The following is a 20,184-nucleotide window of genomic DNA, read 5'->3' as shown; positions in this document are numbered from 1 at the left end:
GCTGTCCCCCCGGCCAATTGTAGGTCGGCGGGTGGCTGACGGAGGCTATACGCGTTACACGTAGTGTGCTTTTTGTCCACGGATATCCCTGGATGCTCCATACGTGGCAAGTGAACGAGGTGGTCCGCTGTGGCTGGCGAACAGGTGACCTACGAGACGCTCGACGAGGGTCGCATCGCACGTATCTGGCTCAACCGGCCGGACGCCCAGAACGCGCAATCGCGAACCATGCTGGTGCAATTGGACGAGGCGTTCGGCCGCGCCGAAGCTGACGATCAGGTGCGCGTGGTGATCCTGGCGGCCCGCGGTAAGAACTTCTCCGCCGGACACGATCTGGGGTCTGAAGAAGCGCTGCTGGAGCGTAAACCCGGGCCGGATCAGCATCCGACGTTCCGGTCGCACGGCGCGACGATGCCCGCGATCGCGGAGCGGACCTATCTGCAGGAGTGGCACTTCTTCTTCGAGAACACGCGCCGCTGGCGGGATCTGCGCAAGATCACCATCGCTTCGGTGCAGGGCAATGCCATTTCGGCCGGTCTGATGCTGATCTGGGCGTGCGACTTGATCGTCGCGGCGGACGACGCGAAGTTCAGCGACGTGGTCGCGGTTCGGATGGGCATGCCGGGCGTCGAATATTACGCCCATCCATGGGAATTCGGTGCCCGTAAGGCCAAAGAGTTACTGCTGACCGGTGATTCGATCGACGCTGACGAGGCGTACCGGCTGGGCATGGTGTCGAAGATCTTTGCCCGCGACGAACTCGAGGACAAGACACTGGAATTCGCGCGCCGTATCGCCGAGCGGCCGACGATGGCGGCGCTGCTGGTCAAGGATTCGGTGAATGCCGCAGCCGATGCAATGGGATTCACCGAGGCGCTGCGGCACGCGTTCCACATTCACGAACTCGGGCATGCGCATTGGGCGGCGCACAACGAGAACAGGTACCCGGTCGGGCTGCCGCCGGACGTGCCGGATTGGCGGACGCTGGGGGCACCGAAGCTCGCGAGGCGTGATACACCTTGACGATGCAGATCTCGTTGGCAGACCGTACATATCTGGTGACCGGCGGCGGTAGCGGAATCGGCAAGGGCGCCGCCGCGGCGATCGTCGCCTCCGGCGGGCACGTCACGCTCGTCGGGCGCAACGCCGACAAGCTCAGCGCAGCCGTCGACGAGATCCGCGCCGGGGAGGGTTCGGGGGAGGTCCGCTACGAGCCCACCGATGTCACCAACGAGGACGAAGTCGCCCGGGCGGTCGACGCCGCCACCGCGTGGCACGGCCGGCTGCACGGCGTCGTGCACAGTGCGGGCGGATCCGAGACGATCGGGCCGATCACGCAGATCGATTCCGACGCGTGGCGGCGCACCATCGACCTGAACATCAACGGCACCATGTACCTGCTCAAGCATGCGGGCCGGGAGATGGTGCGCGGCGGCGGGGGATCGTTCGTCGGGATCTCGTCGATCGCGTCGAGCAACATCCATCGGTGGTTCGGCGCGTACGGGGTGAGCAAGGCGGCGTTGGACCACTTATTGATGTTGGCGGCCGACGAGTTGGGGCCGTCGTGGGTGCGGGTGAACAGCATTCGCCCGGGCCTGACGCGCACCGAGATGGTCGGCCCGATCATGGAAGTGCCGGCCGTCACCGACGATTACCGCGCCTGCACGCCGCTGCCGCGATTCGGCGAGGTGGAGGACATCGCTCATTTGGCGGTGTTCTTGCTCAGCGATGCCGCGAGCTGGATCACCGGCCAGGCGATCAACGTCGACGGCGGGCACGGGCTGCGCCGCGGGCCGGACATCTCGGGGATGCTGGAGCCGATCTTCGGCGCCGACGGGCTACGCGGCGTCGTCTCCTCGTAATGCGCCACGCTTAGGTGGAGGATTCGAGCCACCCGAGCGCATGGCCTGCCCCGTGGCTCTCGACAACAGCGGGCCGTCTCATCGACGGGTGTCTGCTACCGCGACGTGGAGTACGCGGGACGGCTGGTGGTCGAACTCGACGGGCGGATCTATCACGACACGGCATCAGCGCGCGACGCCGATTTCGAGCGCGATCTGGACGCCGCGATCGAGGGACGATCGACCGTCAGACTCTCCTACGGCCAGGTTTTCGGACGTGCATGTCAGACAGCCGCGAAGATCGCCCGTCTTATGCAGCGACATGGAGTCGCCGTTGACGGGCATCCCTGTGGGGCGGGTTGCGAGTTCGCGACGATCGATCGCGCCGCTTAAGTGGAGGATTTGTGCCAAAAAGTGGCATCAATCCTAGGCATAAGGCCGTAAAACGCCCGGCCGCGATTAGCCCCGCATCTTCTCCGCGGCGAGGTGCACCGCGTTCACGATGCCCTGGTAGCCGGTGCACCGGCAGAAGTTTCCGGACAGTCCTTCGCGGATCTCGTCATCGCTGGGCTGCGGGTTTTCGCGCAGCAGCGCGGTGATCGACGTGACGAAACCCGGTGTGCAGAAGCCGCATTGCAGGCCGTGACACTCGCGCAGTGCCGCCTGCACCGGTGAGAGTTCACCGTCGGCCGAGGCGATGCCCTCCACCGTCGTGACCTGCGAACCCTCCGCCTGCACCGCGAACATCAAGCAGGAGCGCACGGCGTCGCCGTCGACTAGCACCGTGCACGCACCGCAGGCGCCGTGTTCGCAGCCCAGATGCGTGCCAGTCAGCCCGCACTTCTCGCGCAGGAAGTCCGCGAGCGTCACCCGCGGTTCGACGCTGGCCTCGAACTCGCGTCCGTTGACCGTTACTTGAACCGGCATCTCATGCATTGATGGCCTCCGTGGTGGCTGACGTCCAAGCCCGCGCCACCATCGCGGCGCCGACTCGGCTGCGATACGCGGCCGAACCTTGTAGGTCGGCGGGAATCTCATCGAGCCCGGACATCGCGAGCTTGCCGACCTCTTCCGGGGTGATCTCGCTGACCGGGCGTCCGATGACACCCTGCTCGGCCTGCGCGGCGCGCACCGGTGTCGAGCCCAGACCCAGCAGGCCGATGCCGCAGCGGCTCAGTCGATCATCGCCGTCGAGTTCGACCGCGATGGTGGCCCCGGCGATCGCGAAATCGCCGTGGCGACGGGCAAATTCCTCGACGGCGAAGCCGCAGCGGCCGCTCCACACCGGAAACGAGACGCCGGTAAGCACCTCGTCGGGCTCAAGCGCGGTTTCCCACAAGCCTTGGAAGAACTCCGACGCCGGTATCCGACGCGTGCCGTTCGGTGAAACGGCCTCCATCTGCGCGTCGAGCGTCAGCGCGACCGTCGGATACTCGCCGGCCGGATCGGCGTGTGCGACGGACCCGCCGAGAGTCCCCTTGTTGCGGATCTGGAAGTGCCCGATGTATGGCGTCACGCGGGTGAGCAGTGGCACCGCGGACTCGACCTCCGACGAGGCGCCGACGGCCGCGTCGGTGGTGCCCGCGCCGATCCACAGCGCGCCGTTGCGACGTTCGATGCCCTTCAATTCGTCGAGCCGCGAGATGTCGACCAGGTGGTCGAAGAACGCCAACCGCAGCGCGAGCATCGGCACCAGGCTCTGCCCGCCCGCGAGAACCTTTGCGTCCTCGCCGAATTCGGCGAGCATCTGTGCAGCTTCAGCAGTGCTGTCCGGGCGGTGGTACTCGAACGGTGCGGGTTTCATGCGCCGCGACGCCCGAGAAGCCAGCCGACCAGAAGGCCAACCGCCAACCCGCCCGCCACCGGGGCCACGCGCTTGGCGATCGGTCCGGCGACGACGCTGAGCAGGTCGACGGACCCAGTGTCGTCGGCCTGCTGGGCAGCCTTGAATTGGCTCATCGGCGCCGGCGCCTCCGATGCGTTCGACGCTGCCGCTGCCGCCGGGCGACTATCGGCCAGCACGTCGGCTTCCAGTCGGTCGGCGAACTGCCCGATCAATTTTCCGGCCACGTCCGCCAGCACTCCGCGCCCGAACTGCGCGGCCTTGCCCGTGATCGTCAGGTCGGTGGTCAGCACGCACGTCGTGCTGTCGCCCTCGTCCTTGAGTTCCGCGGTGACCAGCGCGGCCGCATTGCCTTGCCCGCGGGTCTCTTTGCCGTTGGCCTTGATCACTGCGCGGTGCGCCGCGGCGTCCTTCTCCACGAACTGCGCCTTGCCCTTGTACTGGACGGTGATCGGCCCGACCTTGACTTTGACCGCGCCGGTGAACTCGTCGCCGTCGACCGAAAGCAACTGCGCCCCCGGCATACACGGTGCGATCCGTTCGACATCGGTCAGCACCTCCCACGCCTTGTCGGCAGGCACGGGCACACGAAATTCGTTGACTAGTTCCACTATCGGGCCTCCTCGAGTAACGAGACGATCGCTGCTGGGCTGGCCGGCAGTCTGGTAATTGTGACGCCCAGCGGCGCCAGCGCGTCGTTGATCGCGTTGATCACCGCGGGTGTCGACCCGATCGCGCCGCCCTCACCGGCGCCCTTGTAACCGCCTACGCCCGGGCCGGGTATCTCGACATGGCCGTATTCGATCTGCGGGACCTCTGTGGCTGTCGGGAGCAGATAGTCGACGAACGTCGATGCCAGCGGGTTGCCGTCGTCGTCGTAGGCCAGGTTCTCCAACAGCGCGCCGCCGATGCCTTGCACTGTGCCACCGGCTATTTGGCCCTCGACCACGTTCGGGTTGATCATGGGACCGACGTCTTCGCTGACGATGTAGCGCGTCAGCGTGACATGCCCGGTTTCCACGTCGACCTCGCAGGTGCACGCGTGCGTCGCGTTGGCCCAGTGGATCGGCGCCTGGGAGACGAATCGCTCGCTGGCCTCCAAGCCCGCCGACATCCCGGGCGGCAGCTGCTGCGGCTCGTAGTACGCGCGGTAGGCGAGATCGGCGAAGCTGACTGACTTTTCGGGGTCGTCGCGGACAGTGGCCCGTGAGTTGGCAAGTTCGATGGCGTCTTCCTCGACGCCCAGGCGCGCCGCCGCCATCGCCACGATCTTCTTGCGCAGCACGGTCGCCGTCTCGTTGACGGCGCCCGCGGTCATCGGCCCGCTGCGGCTGCCCTGCGTGCCGGCACCGTACGGCGTCACCGCGGTATCGCCCTGGATGGTGGCGACGTCCTCGATGTCGGCGCCCAATGCATCGGCCGTGAGCTGAACGACGGTGGTCTCCAAACTGTTTCCCGTCGACCCGCCGTTGACATAGACGTTGATCTTGCCCGTCGGCTCGATGCGGATAGTCGCGCCCTCGCTGGCCAAGTGACCGGTCGCCGCGCCCGTCGGCTCGATATACGCCGAAAAGCCAAGGCCGATATAGCGTCCCTGCGCCAGCGCGTCGCGCTGCTCCCGCCGGAAGCCCTCGTGGTCGAGGATCTTGACTGCCTGCTCGAAGGTTTCGATCGGCGCGACATGGTCATACGGCATGCCGTTGGGGTTGAAGTAGGGCATTTCGTCTCGGCGCAGCAGATTCTTGCGGCGCAGCTCGACGGGATCCATACCCATCTTGCGAGCGGCGATGTCGAGAAGTATTTCGCGAGTGAGGGTCTCGTACTGCCAGGGCCCGCGGTATGCATGCAGGCCGGCGGTGTTGGAGAACACCGTCTTGTAGTTGAAGCTGGCCTTCGGAACGCGGTATGGGCCCGGGAAGAACATGCCGATGGCCGCGGTGGTCAACACTGGGTACGGCGTCGGATACGAGCCGACGTCCTGGGCGAAGTCGATGTCGGCGGCCAAGATGTTGCCGTCGTCGTCGAACGCCATCCGGACATTGCCGTCGACGTGCCGAGATTGCCCGGCCGCCATCAGGTTTTCGCGACGGTCCTCGATCCACTTCAGCGCGGCGGGCACCTTACGGGAGGCGAGCATGATGCACATGTCTTCGCGCATCGGGACGACCTTCTGGCCGAAGCCGCCGCCGGTATCCTTCATGATTACGCGGACATGCTGCGCCGGGATGCCCAACAGTCGTGCGGCGAACGCGCGCAGCTCATGCGGTGTCTGCGTGGATGCCCAGATGGTGAGTTCGCCTGAGGCGCCCTGCCATTCGGCGACCATGCCGCGCGTCTCGATCGGCACGGGCACATACATCTGCTGGTAGATGTTCTCTGACACGACATGCGCGGCGGTATTGAACGTCTCCTCGTCGGGTGGAGCCCCGGCCATGCCGCCGGCGACGTTGTCGGGGTATGCCTCGTGCACGACGACCTCGGCGTTGACGGCCTTACGGAAGTCCGCGACTGCCGGCAGCGGTTCGTAGTCGACGTCGACAAGTTCGATCGCGTCCTCGGCGATGTAGCGGTTCTCGGCGACGACGATCGCGACCGGGTCGCCGACGAACTTCGCCTCGCCGTCGGCGAGCGGCGGCCGCGGGGTGTCGGGGATGTCCTTGCCTGCGACGGCGTGCCACGCCTCCTTGACGTCGGGGTTGAGATCCTCGGCGGTGAACACCGCGTGCACGCCCGGCATTGCAAGCGCCGCCGAGGCGTCAATGCCGTTGATCTTGGCGCGCGCGAAGGGGCTGCGGACGAAGCAGGCGTGCAGCATGCCGGGCCGTGTGACGTCGTCGACGAAGGTGCCATGTCCGGTGAGCAGGCGGCCGTCCTCCACCCGCTGGACCCGGGTCCCGGCGTATCGGGTCGCGACGGTCCCAGAGGACTGTGAGGTCACGGCAATCGCTCCAATCCGTCGGCTGTAGAAGCGACGTTATCGTACCCAGAGAAGTACAATATTAGAAGATGAGAGTGCCATTATCGCACGTAAAACCGCTCAACCAGCGGCAATGTTGTGCGACTGCTCAGCATACTGGGTCGACGCCGAGGTCCGCGAGGAGCTGGCGGACGCGGCGTTCGATGGTTTCGGTGCCGAACGTGCCGTCGAACTCGCCGTGCAGCCGGGTCGCCGCCGTCTTTAGTGCCAGCTTCTGGTCGACGTTCAGGTCGGCGCGCAATTGGTGGTTGCCGGGCTTTCGGTCATGGGGTGGTCTCCGTTCTCGTCGTCAAGTCATCGGGAATGTGTTCGGGTGTGATGGGTGAACCGGCGCCGCAGCGCCAGGGAGACATACACCAGCGCAACGAGGACCGGTACTTCGATGAGGGGTCCGACGACCCCGGCGAGGGCTTGTCCGGAGGTGGCGCCGTAGGTGGCGATGGCGACCGCGATCGCGAGTTCGAAGTTGTTGCCGGCGGCGGTGAACGCCAGTGTGGTGGTGCGCTCATAGCCCAGTTTGAGCACGATGCCGAGTAGGTAGCCGCCGCCCCACATGATGGCGAAGTAGGCCAGCAGCGGCAGGGCGATCCTGGCGACGTCGAACGGCTGGTTGGTGATCTGATCGCCTTGTAGCGCAAAGAGAATCACGATGGTGAACAGCAGCCCGTAGAGCGCCCATGGCCCGATGCGCGGCAGGAACCGCGTCTCGTACCAGTCGCGGCCCTTGGCTTGTTCGCCGATGCGGCGGGAGAGGTATCCGGCCAGCAGGGGGATGCCGAGGAAGATGAGCACGGATTTGGCGATCTGCCAGGGCGAGGTGTCGATGGTGGTTTGTTCGAGCCCGAGCCAGCCGGGCAGCACCGACAGGTAGAACCATCCCAGGACTGCGAACATGATGACTTGGAAGATCGAGTTAAGCGCGACGAGGACGGCGGCGGCTTCCCGGTCGCCGCAGGCCAGGTCGTTCCAGATGATCACCATGGCGATGCAGCGGGCGAGGCCGACGATGATCAGGCCCGTGCGGTATTCGGGCAGGTCGGGCAGTAGCAGCCACGCCAACGCGAACATCAGTGCCGGGCCGAGCACCCAGTTCAGCAGCAGGGAGGCGACGAGGAGTTTGCGGTCTCCGGTGACGGTGTCGAGTCGGTCGTAGCGGACCTTGGCCAGCACCGGATACATCATGACCAGCAACCCGAGGGCGATGGGCAGCGAAATCCCATCCAGCGCAACGCTTTCCAGCGCCGTGTTCAGCCCGGGGATCCACCGCCCGAGCAGCAGTCCGGCGATCATGGCGGCGCCGATCCAGACCGGCAGGAACCGGTCGAGGGTGGACAGCTTGGCGACGACGGCCGGTGCTGCAGTGGCAGTGTCGGTCATGCCGGCACCCCAACGGTGTCGGTGGCCGCGCCCAGAAGTACTGACAGGCTGGCCAGGGCTTCGGGCACCACCGCGTAATACACCCACGACGCCCGACGCTCGGAGGTGAGCAGACCCGCGTCGCGCAGCACCTTGAGGTGATGGCTCACGGTGGGCTGGGAAACCTCCAGCCCGGCCGAGATGTCACAGACACAGGCCTCACCACCAGCATGGCTGGCGATCGCGGAAAACAACCGCAACCGCACCGGATCGGCCAGCGCTTTGAGTTTGACCGCCATATCCGCTGCAGCCGCAGGCGTGAGCGGCTCGCGTAGCAGTGCGCCGGGAGGGCAACACGCCGGATCAGTCAATAACCGCGGTGACTTCGACATACGTCGATATTGACAGATATCGAATCAGTTGGCAAATGAACGTTAGATGAAGCTGAGCTGGCGCGCATGGAAGTCGAAGTGGCGCCCGGGGTAGCGGTACACGTCCTCCAGCGTCATGTAATCGGTGAAAAACGGATCCCACCTGGTGGGGAAGTGCATGCCGCGGCGCAGGTCGTCGTCGGTCTCTTGAGCGAGCCTGCGCTGCAATGCGTCGATGACATGATCGAGCTTCGCGCCCATTCGCCGGCGGTTGTATACCGTGGCCGCGGCGCAGGACCCGTAGTAGTTGACCAGATGGAACGGCCGCGTCGCCGCGTTGAGCAGTCGGGCGTATGCCGCGCTGACGCCTTCGGGCAGCCGCCCCAGCAATCGCACGAGCGGCAACAACCGCTGCACGACCATGTAGCCGAACACCATGTGGAAGAGCAATTGCTCGTTCGTCCAACGGGTTCCGCGCGTGGGCCCTCCCCAGTCGTCCGGCCCGGCGGCCGCCAAGAGCTGGTGAAACCTCACACGTGCGCGCTCCAGATCGGCAGCGATCGCGTCCCGATCCATGCCCCGATCATGCGCCTACCGCGGCCATGTCGCCACGGCCGCGGTAGGTCGCGATCGGCTAGCAGCAGGACGCAGTTGCTTTGTCTGCTTCCGTAGACGATCCGCCGCAGCACACGGCGTCATCACCGTCCGCGGGATGCTGCGGGCTGGTGCCGAAGGTGTCGGAATCGGCCAGCACGGTGTAGACCTCCCACTTCTCGCCGGCCGGGCCGGTCACCCAGACCTTGTCCTGGGTGGCGAAGCAACAGGTGGTGCCGATCTCCTCATCGGTGAAGAGGCCTTCGCCCGACAACCGGGCAATTTCGGCGTGCACCTGCTCGCTGGACTCGACCTCGACGCCGAGGTGGTTGATGGTGCCGCCCCGGCCGGGGTTCTCCAACAGCACCAGTTTCAACGGGGGTTCGGCGATCGCGAAGTTCGCGTAGCCGTCCTTCACCTTGGCCGGCGCGGTGTTGAACAGCTTGGAGTAGAACGTGATCGCCTCGTCGAGGTCGTCGACATTGAGGGCGAGTTGTACGCGGGACATGTGGAACCTCCTGGAACCTGTGAGACATATATCGAACTAGCGCGCTGAGTCCATGGTCGCACCTTTTTGATATATGTCAATATCCCTGGCAAGATGGTGTCATGCCGAAGACGTTGCCCACGATCGACATCTCCGCGCCCGTGTGCTGCGCGCCCGTCGCTGCGGGGCCGATGAGCGATGAGGACGCCCTGCAGGTGGCACTGCGCCTCAAGGCGCTGGCGGATCCGGTGCGGGTGAAGATCATGTCGCACCTGTTCTCGTCCGGTGAGGAGAGCGGCGGTGAGTTGGCCGCGGTGCTCGGATTGAGCGAGTCGACCGTCAGTCACCACCTGGCGCAGCTTCGCAAAGCGGGCCTCGTCGAGTCGGATCGGCGGGGTATGAACGTCTTTCATCGCGCGCGGCACGATGCGTTGAGCGCGCTGTGCGTCGTCCTCGACCCAACCTGCTGCACGTGATGAAGCGATTGCTCACGGTCGGGGTGCTGGCGGCGGTGTACAGCGCAGGCGTCGCGCACGCGTCACCGGCGTCGGAGGCGGGTCTGGTCGACGTGCGAACCGTCGTGCCGGACGCGATCATCGACCTGCGCTATGCGACGGCGAACAACTTCGTCGGCGAACCGCTGTATCCGCCCGACGCGCGCTGCCTGGTGCATGAGTCGCTGGCCGCGGGCCTGGCTGCCGCGGCCGAGGCGCTGCGGCCCGATGTGCTCGTCTTCTGGGACTGCTACCGACCGCATGAAGTCCAGGTGAGGATGTTCGAAGCGGTGCCCAATCCGGAGTGGGTGGCGCAGCCGGGACCGTATGCGCGCAGCCACGAGGCGGGCCGATCGGTCGACGTGACGATCGCGGGCGCGGAGATGGGTACCGATTTCGACGAATTCTCGCCGCGCGCTTTGGCATTCGCGACCGACGGCATCAGCGCTGTGGCGCAAGCGAATCGGGCGCGGCTGCGGAAGGCGATGGCGGCGGGCGGGTTGACGGTGTACGAGGGCGAGTGGTGGCACTTCGACGGGCCCGGCGCCTCGGTGCCGCGGCCGATTCTCGGCGTGCCGCTGACTTAATTGGGCTGGGCTTACACTGCGAGCCATGGATCTACTACGCAACGTCGTTGTTCTGCTGCACATCGTTGGGTTCGCGGCCACCTTCGGCTCCTGGATCGTCGAGGCAGCGGCGAAGCGCTACCGCACCACGCGCGTGATGGAGTACGGGCTGTTGCTGTCATTGCTCACCGGGCTCGCGCTGGCCGCGCCCTGGCCCGCGGGAATCGAGTTGAATTACCCGAAGATTGGCGTGAAGCTCGTGATCCTCGTTGCGCTGGGCGGCGTGCTGGGCATCGCGAATGCGCGGCAGCGACGAACGAGTGAGCCCGCGCCGCGGCCGCTGTTCATCTCGGCCGGCGTGCTGTCAATCCTTGCGGCGGGCATCGCGGTGCTCTGGGTGTGATCGACGTTTAGCCCGCGCCCTTGCGCGGTATGACAGCATGGGACGCAGGCCAAGAGTCGGGATGCTACGACGCTGTGGGGGTGTGCATGAACGCCATCAAAGCAAGTCGGTTGCTGGTTGTCGCGAGCGCCGTGTTGGTGATGTGGGCGGCGCTGCTGGATCCGCCGATCCCGTCCGCGTCCGCGCAGCCGTGCCCCGACGTGGAGGTGGTGTTCGCCCGTGGCACCTACGAGCCACCCGGCGTCGGCATGGTGGGCCAGGCGTTCGTCGACGCGCTGCGCGCGCAGGCCGGCGGCCGGTCTATCAACGTTTACGGGGTCGATTACCCCGCGAGCGGCAATTTCCCGCCTCCCGGCGATCTGCAGGCGGGCCTGGAGTTCGTCAGCACCGTGGTCAACGGGATTTACGACGCGCGAGATCGCGTCCAGTTCATGGCGGAAAGCTGTCCGAACACCAAGATCGTGCTGGGTGGATACTCCCAAGGCGCGGCCTTGGCCGGCTTCGTCACCTCCGCCGAAATCCCGGAGGAAGTGCCTGCGGAGTACGTGCAGTACGTGCCCAGGCCGATGCCGCCGGAGATTGCTGACCACGTCGCCGCGGTTGCACTGTTCGGCAAGCCCTCCGACCAGTTCCTGAGCGCCTACGGCGTGCCGCCGATCAGGATCGGTCCGCTGTATGAGCCCAAGACCATCGAGTTGTGCGCCCCCGGCGACGACATCTGCTCCGGTGTCGTGGGCGGTCAGCCCGGGTTCGCGCACATCTCGTACGGCATGAACGGGATGACCAACGAGGCCGCAACCTTCGTTGTGAATCGGCTCGGGCCGGGCCCGGTACCGCCGCCACCACCAGCGTAGGCGGCTCGCCGGTTAACCGGCTGGATAGTTCTCGCAGGTGTTGGCCATCGCCACGATGACGTCGGTGTATTGCCGTACCTCGGGCGCCGAATCGATCAGCTTTTGTCGCTGCTCAACTGGCGCGTCGAGGAATGCATGCAGCCAGGTCTGCATCATCGGGGAGGCGGAGAACCCCTGGCCACCGTCCGGCGAAACGGCTTTGATCGCGGCCTCCGCCTGCGAATAAGTGCAGCTGGTGTCGAGCAACGGGCCTAGATCTGCGGCGGCGACTCCAGCTCCGGCGATCCCCGCGCCGGCCAGCGCGCCACCCGTGACAACCAGTTTTGCCAGCGTGTGCTTGACCATTCGTAACCCTCCCACCTATTGCACGCTGCGGTAACCCGACACCATCAAAAAAGCTAGCAGCGTCGTTCCTGCGGGCGGAAGCCTCTGAACGAAGTGTCCGTTTGAGCCCCCTGTCGGGATCGAACCGACGCACACGCCTTACAAGGGCGTTGCTCTACCACTGAGCTAAGGGGGCCTGCGGAAGCCGAGTTTATCGGGTTACTCGTCGGCCTCGATCACACGTTGTGACCGCACCGTACGGGCGGACGCCGACGAACGTGCACGTGGCCGCCGTCCCGGCAGCGGAATTCGATCGGCGATATTGCTCAGCGGATTGACCACCTGACTCAGCGTCACGACGGCCTCGTGCAGCGCGTCGATCGTCGGCGCCAGCGCCTCCAGCCCAGGCGCCAACCGGTTCAACGTGTCGGCCACATCGGCCAGCTTCAGCAGCGGCCCCTCAGGATCGGTCAGCGTGTCCAGCAGTCCGCCCTCGGCCAGCAGCCGGTCCGCCACGCCGTCCTCGCGCAGCACACGTTCGATCAACCCGTCGTTGGCCAACAGTTGATCCGCCAACCCGCCCGGCGCGATCACCCGTGACAGCGCTCCGTCGTCGGCCGTCATCCGGTCCATCAATCCGCCCTCGGCGGTCACCTGGTCGACGAGACCGCCCGGCGCCAGCGCGCGGGAGACCGGGCCGCTCTCCGCCGTCATGCGGTCCAGCAGGCCGCCTTCCCTGGTGAGCTGATCTACCAGCCCGCCGGGCCGCAGCAGCCGGTCCAACGGACCGTTCGGCGCCAGCGCCCGCCCCAGCGGCGCGTCGTCGTCCATCAGATGGGCCAGCCGGTTTGCCCGTTCGACGGCTTCGTCCAGGCCCAGCATCGAGGCGACGGATCCTGACCCCGACCGCGCACGCCCCAGTGCAGTGTTGGCGATGTCCAGTCCCGCGTCGGCGACGGCGAGGCCGACCTTGATGGGTGCGGTGGCCAGGTCAGCAAAGGCTTTGCCGAGGTTCATGGGCTCAGTCTATGGGCAAGCTTGTAATGAAACTCACAGGTACTGCACAGCTTGCACGCAGGCTTGCTCCCAGGCGCGTCATGGACAGTGGCGAAATGGCCATGCCTGCTACACCCGAGAACACTCCCGAAGCCCGCGTGCTCGTCGTCGACGACGAGACCAACATCGTCGAGCTGCTCTCCGTCAGCCTGAAGTTCCAGGGCTTCGAGGTGCACGCCGCCTCGAACGGACCCGCGGCGATCGACAAGGCCCGCGAAGCCCGGCCGGACGCCATCATCCTCGACGTGATGATGCCGGGCATGGACGGCTTCGGCCTGCTGCGCCGACTGCGGGCCGACGGCATCGACGCGCCGGCACTGTTTCTCACCGCTCGTGACACGCTGCAGGACAAGATCGCCGGCCTCACGCTCGGCGGTGACGATTACGTCACCAAACCGTTCAGCCTCGAAGAGGTCGTCGCCCGGCTGCGCGTGATCCTGCGCCGCAGCGGGCGTGGTGCCGAGCAGCCCAAGACGTCGCGGCTGACGTTTGCCGACATCGAACTCGACGAGGACACCCACGAGGTGTGGAAGGCCGGCGAGCCGGTGGCGTTGTCGCCCACGGAGTTCACGCTGCTGCGGTACTTCATGATCAACGCGGGCATGGTGCTGTCGAAGCCGAAGATCCTCGACCACGTCTGGCGCTACGACTTCGGCGGCGACGTCAACGTCGTCGAGTCCTACGTCTCATATCTGCGCCGCAAGATCGACACCGGCGAGAAGCGCCTGCTGCACACGTTGCGCGGCGTTGGGTACGTCCTCCGCGAGCCGCGATGAGCGCTTGCGCGAAGAGCAGAGTGCACGGCTAGTGCGCAGGGGTGTGCCCCTGAAGGTGGGGTTGGTGGCGGCGACGCTGGTGCTGGTGGCGTGCGGGCTGCTGGCTTCCGGCGTCGCGGTCACCTCGATCCTGCGGCACACGCTGGTCAACCGGGTCGATGCGGCGCTGATCGACGCCTCGCGCAGCTGGGCGCAGGCGCCACGGCGGCCATCGACCGCGCCGGCGGAAGGGCCGAATCCCGCTCGCCCGCCGTCGGACTTCTACGTCCGCGGCATCGATCCGGACGGCCGCAATTGGCTGGCGGTCAACGACCGCGAGGCCGAACCCGCGCTGCCCGCCGACAACAACGTCGGGCCCGAACCGGTCACCGTCGGATCCGTCAACCACACCAACGAATGGCGTGCGATGACGGTGCGTGGCCCCAACGGTGAGCTCACCACAGTCGCAATCGATTTGGCCGATGTGCAGTCGACGGTGCGCTCGCTGATCTACGCCCAGGCCGGCATCGGCGTCGCCGTGCTTCTCGTACTCGGCGTGGTCGGATATGCGGTGGTGCATCGCAGTCTGCGTGCGCTGACCGAGGTCGAACAGACAGCCGCGGCCATCGCCGCCGGCGAGCTCGACCGTCGCGTCCCGCAACGGGATCCTCGCACCGAAGTGGGCCGATTATCGTTGGCGCTCAACGGAATGCTGGCCCAGATCCAGCGGGCGGTGGCAGCGTCGGACGCCTCGGCGGAGCAAGCCCGTAGTTCCGAGGAGCGGATGCGCCGGTTCATCACCGATGCCAGCCATGAACTGCGCACACCGTTGACCACCATCCGCGGATTCGCCGAGCTGTACCGTCAGGGCGCCGCCCGCGATGTCGACATGCTGATGGGCCGCATCGAAAGCGAAGCCGGCCGAATGGGTTTACTCGTCGAGGACCTGCTGCTGCTGGCCCGCCTCGACGCGCAGCGCCCGCTGGAGAGACACCGCGTCGACCTGCTGACGCTGGCCACCGACGCCGTGCACGATGCGCAGTCGATCGCGCCACAACGCGACATCGCGATGGAGGTGATCGACGGGCCCGGCACCCCTGAAGTGCTGGGCGACGAGGCGCGGCTGCGCCAGGTTCTCGGCAACCTGGTGGCCAACGCGCTGCAGCACACACCGGACACGGCCGGGGTCACGGTGCGGGTCGGCACGCGGGACGACGATGCGGTCCTCGAGGTCTGCGACGAAGGTCCCGGGATGAGTCCTGACGACGCGCAACGGGTGTTCGAGCGGTTTTACCGCGCCGACTCGTCACGGGCGCGGGAAAGCGGCGGCACCGGCTTGGGGCTGTCGATCGTCGACTCGCTGGTGGCTGCCCACGGCGGAACGGTCAGAGTCGCGACCGGCCCGGGGGAGGGCTGCCGGTTTACCGTCAGCCTCCCGCGGATTGCAATTGCTCCAGCGCCGCTTTGATTTTCGCCTGTGCCTCGTCGAGCGATTCGGGCGAGGGGTTGTGGTCGGCGTTGGCGAAGCCGAAGTCGCTCAGGTTGTAGGCCGGGAAGACATGCACGTGCAGATGCGGCACCTCCAGGCCCGCGATGATCACGCCCGCCCGTTCGGCGCCGAACGCCTTGGTGACGGCCTTGCCGATCAATTGCGAGACCGCCATGATCCGGCCGAACACCGCCGGATCGACGTTCTGCCAGTGGTCGATCTCTGCGCGCGGCACCACCAGCGTGTGGCCGTGGGTGATCGGCGCGATGGTCAGGAAGGCGACGATCTCGTCGTCCTCATAGACGAATCGGCCTGGCAGTTCTCCGTTGATGATCTTGGTGAAGACGGTGGCCATGGATCTGAGCGTACTGAGCGTGTCCGTGCCGCAGTGCACAACCTCATGCCTTCGCGATCATCCCGTGCAACTCGTCGACGGTCCACGGCGGCGACGTGTGATGGTCGCGGTACGCGAGGATCGACGGCGTCGGCCGGGCGAATTCGCCGACGAAACCGCCCGCCGCGATGAAGATCCGGCCCGTCACGTTCTTCGCGAGGTCACTGACCAAGTACGCGTACGTCGGCGCAACGTAGTCCGGCGGTGCGGTGTCGAGCGCGCCCTGCGTGCTGGCGTCATCGAGCAGCCCGCGGCGGTTCAAGTCGGCGATCTGGGCTTCGTACTGCGGGCCGGTCGAAATGCGCGTCCGTGCGCCCGGGCACACCACATTCGCCCGCACGCCGTGTTCCTTCAGCTCCGCGGCGATCGCCATGGTCAACCCGTTGACAGCGCCCTTACCGGCCGGATAGCCGGTGCCGCCGTAATCCCCAAGGAACGCAAACGAACTGGTGTTGACGATGACGCCGCCGCCCTGCTCGACCAAGCGCGGCGAGGCGGCCCGGCAGGTCTCGAACGTCGTGCCCAGATGCGCGTCGAGCAGGTCACGGAACTGGGCGCTGGTGACATTGAGGATCGACGAACCCGGGGGCTCGGGTGTGCCCGCACAATTCACCAGGATGTCGATGCGACCGAATTCCTGCACGCAGGCGTTGATCAACCCATCGGCGGTCGACGGATCCGCGGGCGAGCCCGGATATGCCACGCCGGAAATGCGTTGCGCCGCTTGGGCTACCGCATCGGCATCGCGGCCATTGACCACGACGCCCGCACCCTGGGCGGCCAGTAATTCCGCGACGGCCAGGCCGATACCGCGCGAACCGCCGACGACGACCGCGCCACGGCCGGTCAGGTCGCTAATTCTGACCCGCCTGGCCGAACTCCATCATGTCCATGTTCCAGTAGCCGCGCAGGTTGGTCAGCAGGCCGTCATCGTTCACGCGATACGTGAAGATGCCGCGCACGGTGCTGGTGACTCCGTTGTCAAACTGGCTGCGCAGCACCAGGATATGGGCGATCTCGTCGGGCGAGCTGGACGGGAACGTCTCCTCGCAGGTGATGCGCAAGTTGTTCGCCGCGATGTTGGTGTCGTAGAACGCCGCCGCTGCCTCTTTACCCCGCACACCGTTGCCGTCGGGATTGGTGATCGCCTTGCCGATCGGGTCTTCGATGACGACGTCGTCGGCCATCAAACCCAGCCAGCCCTCTTTGTCGTGCGACTGGACGCAGCGCCACGAGTTCTGCGACGCCGTGAGTGCCGGTGACTGCCGAACGGTTTCGGTGTTGCCATTGGACATATCTCTCCTTCGTTAGATGCTGCAGGCGGCGCGGGCGCCGTCCTCGGTGGCTTTGCGGATCAGGCCGAGGCCGGTGCAATCGCCGGCGGCGGTCACCGTGGTCTCGGGCAGGGCGGCGACGAGCTTTTCGTACAACTCCGTGTTCGGTTTCAGGGTGCCCGCCACCACGACGCTGTCGGCGGAGAGTTGGCGGCTGGTGCCCGCGTGCGGAGTGAACACCACGCCGTCGGGCACGATCCGCTCGACCGCGGCCCGCACGTGCACCGTGACTCCCAGCCGATCCAGCCGATCCATGTGTTCGGTCTTGCGTTTGTTGCCGATCTCCGGCGCGATGGCCTTGCCCGGCTCCAGCACCGAGACCAGACGACCACGGGCGGCGAGGAATTCGGCCAGCTCGAGTGCCACCAGATCGGCGCCGACGATCGCCACCCGGCGTCCCAGCGGCAGCCAGGCGCGGCTCGCCGCCCGCACCGCCGCAGGCCGTACGAACCGCTGCCGCCATCCGCCGAGCAGTTCGCGCAGCGCGGGTCCACTGCGCACATGAGGCAGGTCCGACCCAGGGATGTCGGGCAGTTCCACCTGCCCTCCGTTGGCCACCACCACCGCGTCGGGCCGCAGATCGGCCACCTCATCCGCCGAAATCTCGTGGCCCAGTTCGACCTTCGCGGTGGTGCGAGACAACTCGTCGCGCAGCCACACCAGAAACGGCTCGTTCTCGGGATGCAGGATGGACGCCCACAACAGCGCCCCGCCGGTCTGCCTGTTGCGTTCGAACAGTGTGACGCGGTGTCCGCGGTCGGCGGCCACCCGGGCCGCCTCCATACCGGCCGGCCCACTGCCGATCACCACCACGTGCTTGCGGTGCCGGGTCGGAAGCACCGCGAGCTCACGCTCCTTGCCCGTGCGGGGATTGACCGCGCAGTCCACCGAGAAGCGTTGTTCCATGGCGTCGATGCAGTTCTCACACGAAATGCACCTGCGGATCCGATGCGCCTGTCCGGTAAGTACTTTCGCCGCCAGGTCGGGATCGGCCAGCATGGGTCGGCCCATCGCGATGAAGTCGGCGCGGCCCTCGGCGAGTATCTGTTCGGCGCGTTGTGGGTCGTGGATCCGGCCGACGGCGATCACCGGCACGTCGACGACTTCCTTGACCGCGGCCGCCGCGCCGACGTTCACGGCTTCGCCGTCATCGGCCGCATTGACCATGCCCGTGACCAGCCGGTCGATCACGCCGCCGCTGACGTGAAACGCATCCACCCCGGCGGCCACCAATTGCGGTGCCACCTGGGCGGTTTCGAAGATAGGCCGGCCGCCTGCGACCCGTTCGTAGCCGGAGATGCGCAATGTGATGGGCAGCGCGTCGCCGATCTCGGAGCGGATGGCGGCCAGCGCCTCGAGCACCACGCGGATGCGGCCCTTCACCGAGTCGCCGCGGTAGTCATCGGTGCGGCGGTTGCGTTGCGGCGCCAGGAATGATCCCAGAAACATGTAGCCGTGCGCGGCATGCAACTCGATGCCGTCGTATCCCGCTTCTGCGGCGCGCCGCACCGCCGCCTTGAACAAGTCGAAGACCTCGACGAGCTGCTGCTGGGTGACTTCGGCGGACGGCCGGCCGGTCAGGTACGACGGGATCACCGACGGGCCGATCGACATCACACCGTGCATTTCCGGGCCGAGCCCGTCGGGTCCGGCATGCACGATCTGCGGCTGGATCTTGGCGCCGTGCTCGTGCACCGCGTCGACCAGCGCGCGATGGGCGTCGACCGCCTCGTCGGTGCCGATGTGCAGCCCGCCCGGCGTTTCGGGGTGCTGCGGATCGATTCCGGTGGCGCCCACGGTGATCAGGCCGACACCGCCCTTGGCGCGGGCGGCGAAATAGTCACGTGTGCGCTCCGACGGCAGGCCGTCGGGTGTGCCGTACATGGTCTCCATCGGCGACATCACCATCCGGTTGCGCACCGACATCGCGCCAATCCTGGCCGGCGCCAACAGATGCGGGAACGTGCTCAAGACGCGAAGCGCCCCGCGAATGCGCGCAGCGGCAGGTCGGCGCTGGTGACGATGCCCGGCGGGGCGTCGACCACCGCGCGGATGGCGTTCAACGCGGGCATACCGGTCACCGTCATGCCTATCGCGGCGAACGCTTCGGGCGTCGAGAAGTCGGTGCCGGGCTTCGGAAGGATCAGGTGCTTGCTGTAGATGCAGGGGTCGCCGGTGATCTTGGTGATGTAGCAGCCCTGGATTTTCCAGCTCGGATTGGTGTGCGGGGTCATCTGCCACTCCAGGTGCAGCTCCACCCGTGGCACGCCATCGACCTCGCCGACGTATTGGAATGCGCAGCCGCCCAACGACCCGGCCGGCAATTGGTACCAGCCCAGATCGACATCTTTTGTGCATGCGCCCAATTCGTACTGGAACACCACCTCGTCGAGCTCGACGTCGAGGCAGTCGGCCATCAGCCGCACACCGTCCTCGAAGACCCGGGTGCCCAGCTCCAGCAGCCGGGGCACCTCGGGATCGTCGACGGGTCGGCCGAACCCGCAGTTGGCCCACGTTTCGGCCGAGTGGTGGCAGGACACGTCGACCGACTCGATGCAGGTGACGTTCTCGATTTCGGCGACGTCGGCCGAGTGCACGATCGTCAGGATCTGCGCCAGACCGGGATTCATGCCCGTGCCGTAGAACGTCGAATTTCCGCGCGCACAGGCGGCCTGCAGGATGTCGGATTCGGTTGTGCCATTGCGGCGGTGGTTGGTGTTTCGGTGATGGCCGGTGACCCAGTCCGCGGTGGTGACGACGTTGATCCCGGCTTCCAGCACCCGCCGGTACAGCTCGATGTCGGGCCAAACCCCGTGGAACGTCACACAATCCGGCTGGGCGGCCACGATGTCGTCGACCGAACCGGTGGCGGTGACACCGATCGGCCCGATGCCGGCGATCTCGCCGACATCGCGACCGACCTTCTCCGGTGAGTAGCAGTGCAGGCCGACCAGCTCCAGATCGCGGTGGTGGCCGATGCGCTTGATCATCTCGGTACCGACATTGCCCGACGCCACCTGGAAGACCCGCAACCGCTGACCCATGT

At 66.5% G+C, this 20,184-nt stretch carries 24 protein-coding genes, 1 tRNA gene and 1 pseudogene; 9 read left to right on the top strand and 17 right to left on the bottom strand.

Annotated features, from left to right (window positions below; all coding sequences use genetic code 11):
- The first annotated feature begins 129 nt into the window (after nt 1–129).
- The 3 genes from CWS39_RS03680 to CWS39_RS03670 all read left to right on the top strand — a co-directional run bounded on the left by CWS39_RS03680 (nt 130) and on the right by CWS39_RS03670 (nt 2,234).
- The gene (locus CWS39_RS03680; protein WP_102141555.1) at nt 130–1,023 is read left to right on the top strand and encodes an enoyl-CoA hydratase; all 894 of its coding nucleotides are present in this window, start codon (nt 130–132) and stop codon (nt 1,021–1,023) included.
- A gap of 2 nt (nt 1,024–1,025) precedes the next feature.
- Nucleotides 1,026–1,862, top strand: a complete 837-nt coding sequence (locus CWS39_RS03675; protein WP_102141554.1) for an SDR family oxidoreductase — start codon at nt 1,026–1,028, stop codon at nt 1,860–1,862.
- 126 nt (nt 1,863–1,988) lie between these two features.
- Nucleotides 1,989–2,234 (top strand): hypothetical protein, encoded by a 246-nt coding sequence (locus CWS39_RS03670; protein WP_142386802.1) that lies wholly within the window; start codon nt 1,989–1,991, stop codon nt 2,232–2,234.
- Nucleotides 2,235–2,300: 66 nt separating this feature from the next.
- On the opposite strand, the gene CWS39_RS03665 is transcribed toward CWS39_RS03670, so the two are convergent.
- The 9 genes and pseudogenes from CWS39_RS03665 to CWS39_RS03625 form a co-directional block, all read right to left on the bottom strand.
- Nucleotides 2,301–2,777, bottom strand: coding sequence for a (2Fe-2S)-binding protein (locus CWS39_RS03665; RefSeq protein WP_102141552.1), 477 nt, complete (start codon nt 2,775–2,777; stop codon nt 2,301–2,303).
- The gene (locus CWS39_RS03660) at nt 2,770–3,645 is read right to left on the bottom strand and encodes an FAD binding domain-containing protein (RefSeq protein ID WP_102141551.1); all 876 of its coding nucleotides are present in this window, start codon (nt 3,643–3,645) and stop codon (nt 2,770–2,772) included. Before CWS39_RS03660 ends, CWS39_RS03665 begins: the two co-directional genes overlap by 8 nt.
- Nucleotides 3,642–4,295: an SRPBCC family protein gene (locus CWS39_RS03655; protein ID WP_102141550.1), complete on the bottom strand. Its 654-nt coding sequence runs from the start codon at nt 4,293–4,295 to the stop codon at nt 3,642–3,644. Before CWS39_RS03655 ends, CWS39_RS03660 begins: the two co-directional genes overlap by 4 nt.
- Nucleotides 4,295–6,622, bottom strand: a complete 2,328-nt coding sequence (locus CWS39_RS03650) for a xanthine dehydrogenase family protein molybdopterin-binding subunit (protein WP_102141549.1) — start codon at nt 6,620–6,622, stop codon at nt 4,295–4,297. Before CWS39_RS03650 ends, CWS39_RS03655 begins: the two co-directional genes overlap by 1 nt.
- A 127-nt stretch (nt 6,623–6,749) precedes the next feature.
- Nucleotides 6,750–6,902 carry a hypothetical protein gene (locus tag CWS39_RS03645; protein ID WP_431306080.1) on the bottom strand — a complete coding sequence of 51 codons (153 nt, stop codon included), beginning with the start codon at nt 6,900–6,902 and terminating at the stop codon, nt 6,750–6,752.
- Between the two features lie 62 nt (nt 6,903–6,964).
- A pseudogene (gene arsB / locus CWS39_RS03640) lies at nt 6,965–8,038 on the bottom strand (ACR3 family arsenite efflux transporter); the annotation flags it as partial.
- Nucleotides 8,035–8,409 (bottom strand): ArsR/SmtB family transcription factor, encoded by a 375-nt coding sequence (locus CWS39_RS03635; protein ID WP_102141547.1) that lies wholly within the window; start codon nt 8,407–8,409, stop codon nt 8,035–8,037. The pseudogene arsB and the gene CWS39_RS03635, both read right to left, overlap by 4 nt.
- Before the next feature lie 42 nt (nt 8,410–8,451).
- On the bottom strand, nt 8,452–8,964 hold the full coding sequence (locus CWS39_RS03630) for a DinB family protein (RefSeq protein ID WP_102141546.1): 513 nt from the start codon (nt 8,962–8,964) through the stop codon (nt 8,452–8,454).
- Nucleotides 8,965–9,022: 58 nt separating this feature from the next.
- Nucleotides 9,023–9,490, bottom strand: coding sequence for an ArsI/CadI family heavy metal resistance metalloenzyme (locus tag CWS39_RS03625; protein ID WP_102141545.1), 468 nt, complete (start codon nt 9,488–9,490; stop codon nt 9,023–9,025).
- 101 nt (nt 9,491–9,591) lie between these two features.
- On the opposite strand from CWS39_RS03625, the gene CWS39_RS03620 reads away from it, so the two are divergent.
- The 4 genes from CWS39_RS03620 (at nt 9,592) to CWS39_RS03605 (ending at nt 11,786) form a co-directional block, all read left to right on the top strand.
- The gene (locus CWS39_RS03620; protein ID WP_102141544.1) at nt 9,592–9,945 is read left to right on the top strand and encodes an Rv2640c family ArsR-like transcriptional regulator; all 354 of its coding nucleotides are present in this window, start codon (nt 9,592–9,594) and stop codon (nt 9,943–9,945) included.
- The gene (locus CWS39_RS03615; RefSeq protein WP_102141543.1) at nt 9,945–10,550 is read left to right on the top strand and encodes a M15 family metallopeptidase; all 606 of its coding nucleotides are present in this window, start codon (nt 9,945–9,947) and stop codon (nt 10,548–10,550) included. The genes CWS39_RS03620 and CWS39_RS03615 overlap by 1 nt, the downstream gene beginning before the upstream one ends.
- A 25-nt stretch (nt 10,551–10,575) precedes the next feature.
- The gene (locus CWS39_RS03610) at nt 10,576–10,932 is read left to right on the top strand and encodes a Fe-S protein (protein ID WP_102141542.1); all 357 of its coding nucleotides are present in this window, start codon (nt 10,576–10,578) and stop codon (nt 10,930–10,932) included.
- An 86-nt stretch (nt 10,933–11,018) separates the two neighbouring features.
- Nucleotides 11,019–11,786: a cutinase family protein gene (locus CWS39_RS03605; RefSeq protein WP_102141541.1), complete on the top strand. Its 768-nt coding sequence runs from the start codon at nt 11,019–11,021 to the stop codon at nt 11,784–11,786.
- Nucleotides 11,787–11,798: 12 nt separating this feature from the next.
- Here CWS39_RS03605 and CWS39_RS03600 read toward each other — a convergent pair whose 3' ends face one another.
- The 3 genes from CWS39_RS03600 to CWS39_RS03590 form a co-directional block, all read right to left on the bottom strand.
- Nucleotides 11,799–12,146 (bottom strand): hemophore-related protein, encoded by a 348-nt coding sequence (locus CWS39_RS03600; RefSeq protein ID WP_142386801.1) that lies wholly within the window; start codon nt 12,144–12,146, stop codon nt 11,799–11,801.
- Between the two features lie 89 nt (nt 12,147–12,235).
- A tRNA-Thr gene (locus tag CWS39_RS03595) sits at nt 12,236–12,306 on the bottom strand.
- A 23-nt stretch (nt 12,307–12,329) separates the two neighbouring features.
- The gene (locus tag CWS39_RS03590) at nt 12,330–13,127 is read right to left on the bottom strand and encodes a hypothetical protein (protein WP_102141539.1); all 798 of its coding nucleotides are present in this window, start codon (nt 13,125–13,127) and stop codon (nt 12,330–12,332) included.
- Nucleotides 13,128–13,222: 95 nt separating this feature from the next.
- Between CWS39_RS03590 and CWS39_RS03585 the strand changes: the two genes are divergently transcribed.
- Nucleotides 13,223–13,942 carry a response regulator transcription factor gene (locus tag CWS39_RS03585; RefSeq protein ID WP_102141732.1) on the top strand — a complete coding sequence of 240 codons (720 nt, stop codon included), beginning with the start codon at nt 13,223–13,225 and terminating at the stop codon, nt 13,940–13,942.
- Nucleotides 13,943–13,946: 4 nt separating this feature from the next.
- Nucleotides 13,947–15,389: a sensor histidine kinase gene (locus tag CWS39_RS03580; protein WP_233213347.1), complete on the top strand. Its 1,443-nt coding sequence runs from the start codon at nt 13,947–13,949 to the stop codon at nt 15,387–15,389.
- On the opposite strand, the gene CWS39_RS03575 is transcribed toward CWS39_RS03580, so the two are convergent.
- Genes CWS39_RS03575 through CWS39_RS03555 form a run of 5 tightly spaced genes read right to left on the bottom strand, consistent with a single transcriptional unit; the run spans nt 15,349 to nt 20,182 of the window.
- Entirely contained in the window at nt 15,349–15,765 is a 417-nt protein-coding gene (locus CWS39_RS03575; RefSeq protein WP_102141731.1) for an HIT family protein, read from the bottom strand. The two genes, CWS39_RS03580 and CWS39_RS03575, sit on opposite strands and share 41 nt — an antisense overlap.
- Before the next feature lie 43 nt (nt 15,766–15,808).
- Nucleotides 15,809–16,654 (bottom strand): SDR family NAD(P)-dependent oxidoreductase, encoded by an 846-nt coding sequence (locus CWS39_RS03570; protein WP_102141537.1) that lies wholly within the window; start codon nt 16,652–16,654, stop codon nt 15,809–15,811.
- A 4-nt stretch (nt 16,655–16,658) separates the two neighbouring features.
- Nucleotides 16,659–17,099 carry a nuclear transport factor 2 family protein gene (locus CWS39_RS03565; RefSeq protein WP_102141536.1) on the bottom strand — a complete coding sequence of 147 codons (441 nt, stop codon included), beginning with the start codon at nt 17,097–17,099 and terminating at the stop codon, nt 16,659–16,661.
- A 12-nt stretch (nt 17,100–17,111) separates the two neighbouring features.
- Entirely contained in the window at nt 17,112–19,109 is a 1,998-nt protein-coding gene (locus CWS39_RS03560) for an NAD(P)/FAD-dependent oxidoreductase (RefSeq protein ID WP_102141535.1), read from the bottom strand.
- Entirely contained in the window at nt 19,106–20,182 is a 1,077-nt protein-coding gene (locus CWS39_RS03555) for an NAD(P)H-dependent amine dehydrogenase family protein (protein WP_102141534.1), read from the bottom strand. The genes CWS39_RS03560 and CWS39_RS03555 overlap by 4 nt, the downstream gene beginning before the upstream one ends.
- Nucleotides 20,183–20,184 lie beyond the last annotated feature (2 nt).

Origin of the sequence: Mycobacterium hubeiense, from assembly GCF_002838065.1 — a bacterium.
GTDB lineage: Bacteria > Actinomycetota > Actinomycetes > Mycobacteriales > Mycobacteriaceae > Mycobacterium > Mycobacterium hubeiense.
The sequence above is the reverse complement of the archived record's forward strand: the minus strand, read 5'-3'. Positions and strand labels throughout refer to the sequence as shown.